The sequence below is a fragment of the Priestia sp. SIMBA_032 genome, assembly GCF_046535215.1.
GTDB lineage: Bacteria > Bacillota > Bacilli > Bacillales > Bacillaceae_H > Priestia > Priestia aryabhattai.
In genome coordinates this window covers 1-12,470 of record NZ_JAWRXD010000017.1, presented here as the reverse complement: position 1 = coordinate 12,470, position 12,470 = coordinate 1, and the positions used below count along the sequence as shown (strand labels likewise).

The 12,470-nt window shown below is 34.0% G+C and carries 13 protein-coding genes; 11 read left to right on the top strand and 2 right to left on the bottom strand.

Going from position 1 to position 12,470, the window contains the following annotated elements:
• Positions 1 to 19 precede the first annotated feature (19 nt).
• Positions 20 to 301, bottom strand: coding sequence for a YrhK family protein (locus tag SB717_RS27040; protein ID WP_410905583.1), 282 nt, complete (start codon positions 299 to 301; stop codon positions 20 to 22).
• A 375-nt stretch (positions 302 to 676) separates the two neighbouring features.
• Here SB717_RS27040 and SB717_RS27035 point away from each other — a divergent pair, with 375 nt between their 5' ends.
• Complete coding sequence (locus SB717_RS27035; RefSeq protein ID WP_410905581.1) at positions 677 to 1,006, top strand: four-helix bundle copper-binding protein; 330 nt, start codon at positions 677 to 679, stop codon at positions 1,004 to 1,006.
• A 125-nt stretch (positions 1,007 to 1,131) separates the two neighbouring features.
• Here the strand turns inward: SB717_RS27035 and tpx are convergent, their stop codons facing one another.
• On the bottom strand, positions 1,132 to 1,629 hold the full coding sequence (gene tpx, locus SB717_RS27030) for a thiol peroxidase (RefSeq protein ID WP_410905579.1): 498 nt from the start codon (positions 1,627 to 1,629) through the stop codon (positions 1,132 to 1,134).
• A 500-nt stretch (positions 1,630 to 2,129) separates the two neighbouring features.
• Here tpx and SB717_RS27025 point away from each other — a divergent pair, with 500 nt between their 5' ends.
• From SB717_RS27025 to SB717_RS26980, 10 genes are all read left to right on the top strand, one after another.
• Positions 2,130 to 2,963: a transketolase gene (locus tag SB717_RS27025; protein ID WP_410905577.1), complete on the top strand. Its 834-nt coding sequence runs from the start codon at positions 2,130 to 2,132 to the stop codon at positions 2,961 to 2,963.
• On the top strand, positions 2,963 to 3,910 hold the full coding sequence (locus SB717_RS27020) for a transketolase family protein (protein ID WP_071275826.1): 948 nt from the start codon (positions 2,963 to 2,965) through the stop codon (positions 3,908 to 3,910). The genes SB717_RS27025 and SB717_RS27020 overlap by 1 nt, the downstream gene beginning before the upstream one ends.
• A 49-nt stretch (positions 3,911 to 3,959) precedes the next feature.
• Positions 3,960 to 4,718: an SDR family NAD(P)-dependent oxidoreductase gene (locus SB717_RS27015; RefSeq protein WP_410905575.1), complete on the top strand. Its 759-nt coding sequence runs from the start codon at positions 3,960 to 3,962 to the stop codon at positions 4,716 to 4,718.
• A gap of 220 nt (positions 4,719 to 4,938) precedes the next feature.
• The gene (locus SB717_RS27010; RefSeq protein ID WP_410905573.1) at positions 4,939 to 5,643 is read left to right on the top strand and encodes a FadR/GntR family transcriptional regulator; all 705 of its coding nucleotides are present in this window, start codon (positions 4,939 to 4,941) and stop codon (positions 5,641 to 5,643) included.
• 775 nt (positions 5,644 to 6,418) lie between these two features.
• Positions 6,419 to 7,750 (top strand): MFS transporter, encoded by a 1,332-nt coding sequence (locus SB717_RS27005; protein WP_410905571.1) that lies wholly within the window; start codon positions 6,419 to 6,421, stop codon positions 7,748 to 7,750.
• 107 nt (positions 7,751 to 7,857) lie between these two features.
• The gene (pfkA, locus tag SB717_RS27000; protein ID WP_410905569.1) at positions 7,858 to 8,814 is read left to right on the top strand and encodes a 6-phosphofructokinase; all 957 of its coding nucleotides are present in this window, start codon (positions 7,858 to 7,860) and stop codon (positions 8,812 to 8,814) included.
• Positions 8,815 to 8,901: 87 nt separating this feature from the next.
• The gene (locus SB717_RS26995; protein WP_410905567.1) at positions 8,902 to 9,036 is read left to right on the top strand and encodes a GapA-binding peptide SR1P; all 135 of its coding nucleotides are present in this window, start codon (positions 8,902 to 8,904) and stop codon (positions 9,034 to 9,036) included.
• 62 nt (positions 9,037 to 9,098) lie between these two features.
• A complete protein-coding gene (gene rpiB, locus SB717_RS26990; protein WP_410905565.1) occupies positions 9,099 to 9,563 on the top strand; it encodes a ribose 5-phosphate isomerase B in 465 nt (154 codons plus the stop codon).
• Between the two features lie 199 nt (positions 9,564 to 9,762).
• Complete coding sequence (locus tag SB717_RS26985; protein WP_410905563.1) at positions 9,763 to 10,779, top strand: zinc-dependent alcohol dehydrogenase; 1,017 nt, start codon at positions 9,763 to 9,765, stop codon at positions 10,777 to 10,779.
• Positions 10,780 to 10,812: 33 nt separating this feature from the next.
• Positions 10,813 to 11,478: a cyclase family protein gene (locus SB717_RS26980; RefSeq protein ID WP_410905561.1), complete on the top strand. Its 666-nt coding sequence runs from the start codon at positions 10,813 to 10,815 to the stop codon at positions 11,476 to 11,478.
• Positions 11,479 to 12,470: the final 992 nt, after the last annotated feature.

The window sequence follows — 12,470 nt, the reverse complement described above, 5'->3', positions numbered from 1 at the left end:
TAGTTCTCTATGAGAAAGATTATTTATTATGATAATCTTCCTTTAAATATTTGCGTAAATGAAAATCATGTACTAATTTAATCGTTGGGCGAATGAGTAATTGCACACTTCCGAGCACAAATAACCAAACCCCTATGTTTTTTAAGGACTCATAAAAGAATAAAATACTGCCAATTAGGAACCAGATACCTATCAAGAAGTCATTAATCGTATTTATAATCTTATAACTCTTTTTAAAGAACAATTCGTATTTACCTATTTCAATCTCTCCATAGTTTTCTTTCCTGCTCATTTTTGACATCTTAACTCCTTCTTTTTCCTAAATTTCTATTTTATTTCCCTTAACTAGGGATAAAAAAACGTCTTTTATAACAGCTAGTGGATGGAAAATGAAATTTATAAGCTTATAACCATTTGGCTATATTAAGCAGGGGATAAACTTCTTTTGAAATAGAAATAAATTTTTCTTTTTTTTCAATCTATATTATCTTTCTTATAACGTACCAATAAAGACATTCTAATAACCCAAAAATCTGTTTCTCCCTTGCAATTCGTTTCCTCTTTAGAATTTAAAATAAAAGAATAAAAAATTTTTATCTATGAATTTGTACGTTTAACAAAAGAATAGGAAGTCTATTGTAATAAAGAGAGATAAAATTGAAGGAGGAGCTTTAATATGTCACATGAAGATTATCAATCTGTTATTAAAACGTTACACGAATGCATGACGGCATGTAATCACTGTTATGACGCATGCCTAAAAGAAGAAGATGTTAAAATGATGGCCGAATGTATTCGCTTAGATCGAGAGTGCGCAGATATTTGTGCTTATTTAGAACAAGCCCTAGGGAGAAATACACCATTTGTGTCTGAATTAGCTCAAGTATGTGCAACGATTTGTAAAGCTTGTGGAAATGAGTGTAAAAAACATAACCATGATCATTGTCAAAAGTGTGCAGAAGCTTGCTTAAAGTGTGCAGAAGAATGCAAAAGACTGGCTTCATAATAAAAAAGAAAACATATAAAAAAAGGATAGCTTTTAGCTATCCTTTTTTTATACGGGATGCTGCTTTTTATTGGTATTTATATCTGCTGGTTTAATATTTTGAAGTTATTTTAGAAATTATTTAATTAGTTAGCTGCCTTTGCCGCCTCAATTGCAGCTTCATAGTTTGGATGTTCTGTTACCTCACCTACATACTCTGCATATGTCACAAGACCATTAGAATCCACTACAAATACTGAGCGAGCTAGTAATCTTAATTCTTTAATTGCTACACCAAATGCTTCACCAAATGATAAGTCACGATGATCTGAAAGAGTTTGAACATTCTCGATTCCATTTGATCCACACCAACGTTTTTGGGCAAACGGTAAATCTACGCTAACTGTTAAAACCTTTACGTTGTCAAGATTTGCCGCCTCTTCATTAAAACGACGCGTTTGTGCATCACACACACCTGTATCGATTGAAGGAACAACGCTGATTAAGCGTACATATCCTTTTGAATCGTTTAAAGTCACTTCAGATAAGTCGTTAGATAATACTGTGAAATTTGGAGCCTTTTCTCCTACCTGTAGTTGATTACCAAGCAATGTTACTGGATTTCCTGCAAATGTTACTCCCATAAAAAATTCCTCCTCTTTTGATATGTATACGTGCTCATATTAACCTCGATATTTGAATAATGCAACAATTATTATTTTTAAAAATTATAAAATCAAGTGGTAAAAGAGGTTGCTCACAAAGAATTTTTGGCACCTATTTTAACCTGTTATTTTTCACTCAATGAGACTTAACAGTTTATGTTTAGAAATAAATGTTGCCCTCATTAAGGTATAAAGTTATTAGTATTTCTAACCTTTAATCGAGACAATTTACTTAAAGGTTTTAAAGCAAAATATAGATATATTCAGAGATTTTATTATCTTTAACTCCAGAAAAATAAATTTATTTTAAATAAAAAATTCGAATAATTCAATCTCGTTATTGACGAATCAATATTCTAGATGTACACTTAAGTCACAAAGATACTTAGTATACAAGTTACCTAAGTGTACTAATTTATATCATAACCAATATATCCTTTAGCAAAATAGCAAGTCATAATTTAATGAGGTGACTAAAAATGAAAGACATTAGTATTCAAGAATTAAAAGAAAAAGCTATTCAATTAAGAAAAACAGCTCTTACGATGATTTATGGAGCACAATCTGGCCATCCAGGAGGCTCACTTTCTGCAGCTGATATTATGGCAGCGCTTTATTTTAAGGAAATGAATGTTGACCCAAACAATCCTAATTGGGCGGATCGTGATAGATTCGTACTTTCCAAAGGCCATGTTTGTCCTATTCAGTACTCAGCTTTAGCTTTACGTGGTTTTGTTCCTTACGAAACGATATACACATTGAGAGAATACGGTTCTCCATTTCAAGGACATCCAGATATGAAAAAATGTAAAGGGATTGATATCTCTACAGGTTCTTTAGGACAAGGACTTTCTTGCGGAGTTGGAATGGCAATAGCCGGAAAACGTGATTTTAAAGACTATAGAGTTTTTGCTTTAGTAGGAGATGGAGAGTGTCAAGAAGGACAAATTTGGGAAGCTGCTCAAACGGCAGTTAAATACCAATTAGATAATTTAGTTGTGTTCGTGGATAATAATAGACTTCAAATTGATGGATTTTGTGATGAAATTATGCCTTTACAAGATTTAGAGAAAAAATTTGATGCGTTTGGTTTTGAAACGAAGCGAATTAATGGACACTCGATGGAAGAGATTGTCGAAACATTAGATGAAGTAAGAATCGCGAAGAATGGAAAACCAAAATGTATCATTTGTGACACGGTAAAAGGTAAAGGAGTTTCGTTCATGGAGGATGTGGCTGATTGGCACGGGGTTGCTCCTAATGAAGAACAATATCATCAAGCAATGGAAGAAGTGGCGGGAGGTTTAAAATAATGAGCATACTAGAAAAAGATCTTACAGTAAAAAAAGCTACGAGAGAAGCCTTTGGGGATGAAATCGTAAAATTAGGGAAAGAAAACAAAAATATTTATGTAATTGATGTGGATATTGCCAAGTCGTGTAAAACAGTAAATTTTATCAAACAACTACCTGACCAGCATATTAATGTAGGGATTGCAGAGCAGAATGCAGCTGGGTTAGCAGCTGGTCTTGCTACAACCGGTAAAATTCCATTTGTAAGCACTTACGCAGTTTTTGGTTCATTAAGAATGCTTGAACAAATTAGACAAGAAGTCTGTTACCCTAACTTAAATGTAAAGATTGCTTGTTCACATGGTGGTCTAACTCCAGCTAATGATGGCGGAAGTCATCAAGCTATAGAAGATATGGGTGTATTGAGATCGGTTCCAAATATGACTGTCATTATGGGGGCTGACTATTATTCTACTAGAAAGCTAGTAGAACAAGCTGCTAAAGTGTACGGACCTGTATATCTTCGTTTTACTCGCGATACGGTTCCAATGATTTACGATGAAAATGAAGAGTTTACAATTGGAAAAGCGAAAAAAATTAAAAATGGAAGCGATATCGCTATTATTGCCAACGGCGATACAGTACGACTCGCTTTAGAAGCAACGAAAGAATTAGAAAAACAAGGGATATCTGTGAAATTACTAGATATGCATACCATTAAACCATTAGATCGAGAAGCAGTGGTTGATTGTTTAAATATCGGCAAAATTATTACAGTTGAAGATCATAATATTCTAAATGGTCTTGGCAGTGCGGTATGCGAAGTAGTTGCCGAAGAAGGAAAAGGTACAGTTCGAAGAATTGGTGTACAGGATCAATTTGGACAATCGGCACCTTATGAAAAACTATTAGAGTTAAATGGAATTACTGTAGAAAATATTATCAAAACAGCTAAAGAACTGATTTAAGACTAATTAAACGAAATAGATAAAGTTGATAAGATGGGGGAAGTATAATATGTTCGATTTAAAAGAGAAAGTAGCGATTATTACTGGTAGTGGTTCTAAAAAAGGGATTGGACGTACAATTGCCCTAACGCTTGCGGAACAAGGAGCCGCGGTTGTTATAGCTGACATCAATTTTGACGGCGTACAAGATACAGTAAATGAAATAAAAGAAGCTGGCGGAAAAGCTCTAGGAGTAGAGTTAAACGTAACAAGTAAAGAATCATGTGATGCCATGGTAAAAAGAACGCTTGAAGTATTCGGCAGAATTGATATTTTAGTTAATAATGCGGGGATTTCACAAAAAGTTACCGTTCAAGATATGACAATTGAGGATATTACAAAGGTGTTTAACGTTAATATGTTCGGTTTATTCCTCTGTACCCAAGCAGTATTAGAAACAATGAAAGAACAAAAGTATGGTCGAATTATCAGTCTTTCATCTGTCTCAGCTAAAAGGGGTGGAGGGGTATTTGGTGGACCGCACTATTCGGCATCGAAAGCAGCCGTACTAGGTTTTTCAAAGAACTTAGCACGTGAAGTAGCCCTAGATGGTATTACAGTTAACTGCGTAGCTCCTGGATTGGTTAATACAGAAATTTGGAAATCACTTCCTGAAGAAGATGCAAAGGCTGTGATTGATAGTATTCCTATGGGTAGACCGGGTGAAGTAAAAGAAATTGCGGCCACTATTGCCTTCTTAGCTTCAAAAGAAGCCTCTTATATTACTGGTGAAGAAATTGATATCAACGGTGGCTCACATATGGATTAATATCTATACTCCTCTTGTACAGGCATGCCATTATGGTGTGTCTGTATAATTGTTTTTATATTCACAACTCCTCACTTATATAGCAAGGTGGTTCTGTCTATATAAGTAAGGTTCTTCTAAAGAGAAGGAGAGCGACGTGTTGCCCCTATAAATAGAACAGTATATAATAAATGACGTCTAATTAATGATGAATAAAATGAGTTAATAATTATAGAAAGAGGTGATTTCCATTAGTTTTAATCCAGTTTCCAATAACAAATTATATATTCAAATTTATAACCAAATTCTTTCTGAGATTCAGTCTGGTGCGTTTCAAGTAGGGGATAAACTTCCTGCTGAAAGAGAACTATGTGAACAATTTGGTGTAAGCCGTGTACCTATCAGACAGGCCCTTAGTGCGCTGGATTTAAATGGTTTTATTTATTCCCGCCAAGGTGAAGGAGTATATGTAAAGCAGGTTCAAGTCGAAAACTCTCAATCAACATTTTTAACAGAATCAGCATCTCCTGAAGACATTGTTGAGGCTAGAATGAATATAGAACCACTTATTATACGTTTTGCGGCTTTGAGGGCTACAGAAGAGGATATTAAGGATCTACGTGCAACGATTAATAAAATGGAGGAAGAAACAAACGCTGGTATTTATGTACCAGAAACAGATGAAGCACTACATAACGGTATAGCAAAGGCTTCTCACAATGATTTATTTATTAGTATTATGGCGGCTATTAGTAACGCAATGAAACAGCAGGAAATGTGGAAATTTATAAGAGATAGAACTGTAACAAGACCCGACTACAGAGAAGTCAATTTTGATGAACATAAATTACTTATTAATGCCATTGAAAAACATGATGCAGAAGAAGCAGAGAGAATTATGAATTTTCATATGGAAAATTTATATGATCGCTATTGGAAAGGTTAATTCTAACTAATTTTTTATTGTATTTATATCAAATATAAAGATAAAAGACAGCTAAAAGTAGCTGTCTTTTTTATGCTGAATAGAACGGAGGAAGGTGGTTAACTCCAGCATTGCCATAATAAAAAAATAAAAAGAAAAGCTTTAAACAGTTTTCATGTGCGGAATTTAATAATATTCAGAATCTAGTTAATTAAATAATTATATTGACAATTGGTAGATACATAAGTACACTGTTTATATAAGGTAACTTAGTATACAAGTATCTAAGTCTATAAGATGGAGGTAATGTAAACTATTAAAGTTTTTTTCCTGATTCAATATTATTTTGATAAGAATAGGAAAAGAAATTGTAAAATGTAAGCGTTTTTTAGTGGATGTTTAGTACAAGGATTTTGAGTATTGGGTAGATGATTAGTTTGGTGAATGATGTAATTTTATAGTATTGCTATATTGCTATTAAGGTTTTGGTATATGATGTTATCTAGTAGATTTTACAAAGTCTACATACATCTAGATTTTTCATTTCATCGTAATTTTAAAGAACGAATGAATACTGTAAGAAAACATTTAATTTATTCATTTTTATAAGATGAATTGAAAAGGGTTACAAAATTTGTTAACTAGATGTTTTTAAGAATTAAAAATAGATTAACCGTTTTCTATATCAACATTATTTCCTTTATTATGCTAATTAACTTTGAATAGATGTTCAGGTTAAAAGCTTAAGGAAATTAAAGTTAGAGAAGAGAAAGATGGTAACCTAGGAGGAATTATTTTGGATCCACTTAACTTAGAACGTTCAACTACCAAAAAAGTAACGTTAAGGCTCATTCCATTTCTATTTTTATGTTTTACTATATCTATACTTGATCGAGTGAATATCGGATTTGCTGCATTACAAATGAATGAAGATTTAGGTTTTTCTAATGCTGTTTTTGGATTAGGAGCAGGGATTTTCTTCCTTGGCTATTTCCTTTTAGAGGTACCTGGTAGTGCCATGATGACGAAAGTCGGGGCTAGAAAATGGATTAGTAGAATAATGGTTACGTGGGCTGTGATTGCTATTTTAATAGCATTTGTACAAACACCATGGCAGTTTTATACAGCGCGATTTCTTTTAGGGGTTGCTGAAGCTAGCTTTTATCCTTGTATGGTTTTTTATCTAAGTGGTTTTTATCAAACAAAACATCATGCAAAAGCGATTGCAGGATTTATGATTGCTATTCCTGGTGCTAATGCAATAGGATCTCCTCTTTCTACTTATTTATTAGGTATTGACTGGTTAAACATGGCTGGATGGCAGTGGTTGTTCATTTTGGAAGCGATTCCAGCTCTAATCTTAGGTATTGTGTGTTTCTTCTATCTTGACGATAAGCTTGAGGATGTAAAATGGTTGACGAACGAGGAGAAGAAATGGTTAATCGACGTTACCACGAAAGAAAAGTTGGAAAAACAGGAAGCAAAACATTATACCTTTGGTCAGGCTTTAAAAGACCGTGATGTATTAACTTTGTCCTTAGGCTATTTTTTCTGGATGGTTGGCTATTATGGCATTGTAATGTTTTTACCGACAATCTCAGAAGGTTTATCTGAAACCACATCCCTTAGCACGCATGCTATGGGCTGGATTTTAGGATTAATGTATGTGTGTGCAATGGTCACCATGATATTGGTTAGTAACCACTCTGATAAGAAAAATGAGAGACGTTTTCACGTAGTTGCTTGTTTAGTAACAAGTGGGATTGCACTGATTATTAGTAGCTATGTTGCAGATAAGAACATTGTTTTATCATTTGTATTCTTGACGATTAGTCTTTGTGGGGCATTTGGTGCGTATTCTCCATTTTGGGCGATTCCACCATCTTTCCTAACGGAAGCTGCTGCTGCAGGTGCGATTGCTCTTATTAACAGTATTGGTAATCTGGGTGGGTTCTTCGGACCTTACATCGTGGGATACATTAAAGATCTAACAGGATCTTTTGATACTAGCATGACCTTTTTAGGTATTAGCATGTTTATAGGTTCATTCATAGTAGCCTTCTTACTAAAACAGTCAGGGAAGGCTATTAAAAAAAGGACAGTAGATAAACTAGAAAAAACTAGTTAATCCCTATTTGGAAGAAAGTTTGTGTTAACGGAAGGGACTGACAGTTAGATTTTAATATCTGTTAGTCACCTTTCTTAAATGGATCAGAATAGCAGAGGTGTTTAGTAATGATGAAGCTCGGAGTCTTAACAAGTGGCGGAGATGCGCCAGGAATGAATGCTGCTATTCGAGCAGTAGTGAAAACAGCCCATTATTACAATATAGAAGTAATAGGAATTGAGGGCGGTTACCAGGGTTTAATAGAAGGTAAATTTCATGAATTAACCTCTACAGATGTAGATTATATTGCGGATAAAGGCGGAACATTTTTAAAAACCTCCCGATGTCCAGAATTTATGAAAGAATCAGGCAGAATCAAGGCATTAAATGTATTAAAGGGTCATGGAATTAATGATTTAGTAGTAATTGGTGGTGAAGGCTCTTTTAAAGGAGCACAAAAATTACACGAATTAGGGGTAAACGTCATTGGTATACCCGCAACGATTGATAATGATTTATCTTATACGGATTATTCAATTGGATTTGATACTACATTAAATACGATATTAGAATGCCTCGGTAAAATTAAGGATACCGATTTATCCCATGACAAGACTACCATTGTGGAAGTAATGGGGAGATATTGTGGAGATTTAGCTCTGTATTCTGCTTTAGCAGGTTCGGGAGAAATTATCTCAACACCAGAAAGAAAATTGGATTTTGAAGAGATATGTTCCAAACTAAACGAGAAAATTAAAGGTGGAAAAAAAGATAACCTTATTCTTATTACGGAAAACATGTATAACATTCAAGAACTACAAAAATATGTGGAGGATCGATTGGATATTAGTGTAAGGACAAGTATATTAGGTTTCATTCAAAGGGGTGGGCAGCCATCCGCGTTTGATCGTATATTAGCAAGCAAAATGGGAATGAAGGCAGTGGAATTATTACTAAAAGGGTATTCAGGTAGGGCTGTAGGAATTAAAGAAAATGACTTAATTAATGTAGATATTGAAAAAGTTCATTCAAAAGTATCCAGTAATAATGATAAATACAATCTACTTGATACGATTTTAGCTTAAAGATATTTTTTCTATAACTTAATGATTTCTCATAATAGAAATAAAGATAAAACTAATGCATCTCTAAATAAAAAGGGGGAGTAGGTCATGACTAAGCAAACTAACGTAAAACAAGGAACTATCATTTGTCAGGTATGTGGGAAGGTTATTGAGAATGTAGAAAACTCTGAAGGAGTTAAAACGTGGTATGGAAAGTGCGCTGAGGATTGTTCTAGGAAATAATGTATTAAAAAAGATAGGTAAAGGTTTAATTATGAATATAGCTAAATAAGGAGGTTAACATTATGAAAGTATTAATTGCTTCAGATCATGGTGGAATAAATATTCGTAAAGAGATTATAACTCTATTAGAAGAAATGTCTATAGTATACGAAGACCTAGGCTGTGAATGCAATAGTTCGGTTGATTATCCGGATTATGCGATTCCAGTCGCAAAAAGAGTTGCAAATGGAGAAGCAGATTTTGGAATTTTAATCTGTGGTACAGGAATTGGTATGAGTATTGCGGCTAATAAGGTAAAAGGAATTCGTTGCGCACTCGTTCATGACGTTTTTTCAGCTAAAATGACACGTGAACATAACGATACTAACATTTTAGCTATGGGGGAACGAGTAATTGGACCAGGTTTAGCTCGTGAAATTACGAAGACTTGGTTAACGACCCAATTTGTTGGGGGCCGCCATGAAAACCGAATTGATAAAATTGCCGAATATGAGAGCGTATTAGAAAACTCTCTCGAAAGAAAGTAAAGGAAAGAATCAATCTGATTCTTTCCTTCATTCGTTGATGGCGTACCTGTGTTTGATGGGATAGTATTATATTGGTACGACTACAATGCGCACTATTTCTGAGGATCTTCAGTAAAACAATAAGTAAAGATCATACAGCGCTAGAGCAACTAATGTAGATTTTCATGATTAACTAATTAAAAGTAAAGGGGAATTTACAATGAAAACGGGATTTCTAGAAAGACAGGGCCTTGTTCGAGTAAAAGAATTTGAAACACCCTCAATTGGTAGAGAAGAAGTTCTCATAAAGGTAGTTGTCGCCGGAATATGCGGATCGGATGTTCATGCTTACCATGGCACGCACCCTTTTCGGAGAGCTCCTATGATCTTAGGGCATGAAGTTGCTGGAGAAGTAGTAAGCATTGGATCAGAGGTAAAAAAGATTAAAGTAGGAGATCGTGTAACCGTTGAGCCTCAAAAAAATTGTGGTACGTGCAGTTACTGTCGAAATGGAGAGTACAACCTATGTAAGACGAAGATTATGGCTGGGGTAGGAGGATGGTTAGGGACCTTTGCGGAATATTTTGTTGCTCCAGAACAACGAGTATATACTTTACCATCATCTATATCCTATGATATTGGAGTCCTCGCAGAACCACTAGCCGTCGGTGTTCATGCGGCAAGGATAGGAAATGTACAAGAGCATGAGAAGGCTATTGTACTAGGAACTGGCCCTATTGGCATCCTTAGTGCAGTAGCTATGCAATCAATGGGTGTAGAGAATGTTTTTTGTACTGATATTAATGATTTTCGCTTAAAGACAGCGAACAGTCTAGGGATAAAAACAATTAATGTTGAAAAAGAAAGTATAGAGACAAAGACATACTCTTATGCACCGGATGGATTTGATATAGCTATAGTCAGCGTAACCTCACCAGCTGTGATTAACCAAGCATTACAGCTGGTGCGACGTGGTGGAAGAGTAATTATTGTTAGCGTATTTACTTCCGATATACCACTCAATATGGGAGCTATACAAGCAAATGAAATCGAAATAAAGGGTTCTAATGTCTATACATCTGAAGATTTTAACCAATCCTTAAGAATCTTAACGGAAAGAGCTCAGGATTTAGAACATATAGTAACTCATCATATGAAATTGAGTGAGATTAATGAAGCCATGCAAGAACTTAATAACTCTAAAAACCAAGCGTTAAAAATAATTATTGATCTATAATTTTGTTTAACAATGTTATGTGGAGGAACTTGAATGAAAATCAAGAAATTATTAGATTTATCACAAACTTTTTATCACAATAATCCGGGCTACCTTCATTATGGTCTCACGGAAATAAATTATGAAACGTTAAAAGCTAAAGATGGTTACACATCAGAAAGAATTACTTTAAATACTCATACATCAACCCATGTAGATGCCCCATATCATCATTTTCCAAATGGAAAAACAATTGCCCAAACACCTATAGAGAGCTACATAGGTTCTGCTGTTGTAATTGATCTTTTCGATATCGAAGCACATACTGCAATTGGGGTAGAACATCTTGAACCATACGCCGATAAAATTAAAGAAGGAGACATTATCCTTCTTTGTACAGGCTGGGGATATAAAAGAAACTGGACTACAGAATATGTTGACAATTGGCCTTATCTTGGAATAGACGGAGCTCAATGGCTTCATGACAGAAAAGTAAAAGGAATTGCTATTGATTCTTTAAGTATTGGCGGGCCAAGGGATGGGGAAGGATTAGAACAACATGAACTTCTTTTAGGGGCTGAAATTTGGTTGGCTGAAGAACTTTTCCTTCCTAAAGAATTGCTTGAATATGATAGATGGGATTTTATGTTCTTACCACTTAAACTTGAGGGCTGCGGTGGAGCACCTGGACGAGCTATAGCATTTATTAGTGAGGGTTAATATACATAACTTAGTGATTGAGGAAGGGTTAAGACATAAATAATGACTTATGATTATAAGCTGCATGGAATGTATGTATGCTTTAAAATTGGTTTAAACTTATAAAGTATTCTCCAATCCCTGAGTTTTTAGAAAGCCTTTGCTCTCGTTGAGTAAAGGCTTCTTTTAATGAGTTTCTTCTATATAATAGTATGTTATATATTTGGACTAGATTAAGAAGTCATTTTGAAAATCGATAATAGCAAGAAAATAACATTTTCTAGAACGCTGAAATTCGCATCAAATGATCCAGTATAGATAAAATCAAAGATAATTTCCTCAGAGAGCGTTTCTCTGCATATTTGATGTTTTTCTGCATAAAAATAGTGGTTTTTTTATTTATTAAACAAGTTGTATCTCTGAAAGAGTTATTTAATCAAGATTTTTCTTGTTTTAATCCATTCATTCAATATTCTGTAGAGATTAGTTTGAATACTGATAAAATATAAAGATTAGTTATCCACTACATGTTTTTCTTAAAGTTCAGGAGGATGAACATAAAAGACTTGCTCGAGGTAGAAGTAAGCTAAAAGATAAACTATCTTAAATATTTAGAAAGTTGTAACGTAATTATTGAATAAAAGGGTTAAAGGAAATTTCTATTTGTATATTTCAATATATAACTTTATCAAAACGTACATCAAAATAAAAAAATAAACGTTAGATAATTTTAAAATAACTTATTAAATAAATCATTAATATTTTTTATTTTTAAATATAGATAATATTTGTTGTTATATCATTTATAAAAGTAAATAGTAATACTTTTTAGTAAAAAAAAGTTTTACTGTTACTTACCTTGTAGAAAAACAATTAATACGAAGCAGCGTTCCTTGCTTTATCAAGGGATGCTGCTTCGTTATTTCTATGATCTTCTAGCTATCATTTCTATTTCAATCTGTGCACCTAGAGGTAGGGATGCTACGCCTATAGTTGTACGAGCAGGATATGGT

What these genes read in the sequence shown, in the direction of transcription:
- SB717_RS27040 (WP_410905583.1), bottom strand. Translation starts at nt 301, where the DNA reads ATGTCAAAAATGAGCAGGAAAGAAAACTATGGAGAGATTGAAATAGGT.
- SB717_RS27035 (WP_410905581.1), top strand. Translation starts at nt 677, where the DNA reads ATGTCACATGAAGATTATCAATCTGTTATTAAAACGTTACACGAATGC.
- tpx (WP_410905579.1), bottom strand. Translation starts at nt 1,629, where the DNA reads ATGGGAGTAACATTTGCAGGAAATCCAGTAACATTGCTTGGTAATCAA.
- SB717_RS27025 (WP_410905577.1), top strand. Translation starts at nt 2,130, where the DNA reads ATGAAAGACATTAGTATTCAAGAATTAAAAGAAAAAGCTATTCAATTA.
- SB717_RS27020 (WP_071275826.1), top strand. Translation starts at nt 2,963, where the DNA reads ATGAGCATACTAGAAAAAGATCTTACAGTAAAAAAAGCTACGAGAGAA.
- SB717_RS27015 (WP_410905575.1), top strand. Translation starts at nt 3,960, where the DNA reads ATGTTCGATTTAAAAGAGAAAGTAGCGATTATTACTGGTAGTGGTTCT.
- pfkA (WP_410905569.1), top strand. Translation starts at nt 7,858, where the DNA reads ATGATGAAGCTCGGAGTCTTAACAAGTGGCGGAGATGCGCCAGGAATG.
- SB717_RS26995 (WP_410905567.1), top strand. Translation starts at nt 8,902, where the DNA reads ATGACTAAGCAAACTAACGTAAAACAAGGAACTATCATTTGTCAGGTA.
- rpiB (WP_410905565.1), top strand. Translation starts at nt 9,099, where the DNA reads ATGAAAGTATTAATTGCTTCAGATCATGGTGGAATAAATATTCGTAAA.
- SB717_RS26985 (WP_410905563.1), top strand. Translation starts at nt 9,763, where the DNA reads ATGAAAACGGGATTTCTAGAAAGACAGGGCCTTGTTCGAGTAAAAGAA.
- SB717_RS26980 (WP_410905561.1), top strand. Translation starts at nt 10,813, where the DNA reads ATGAAAATCAAGAAATTATTAGATTTATCACAAACTTTTTATCACAAT.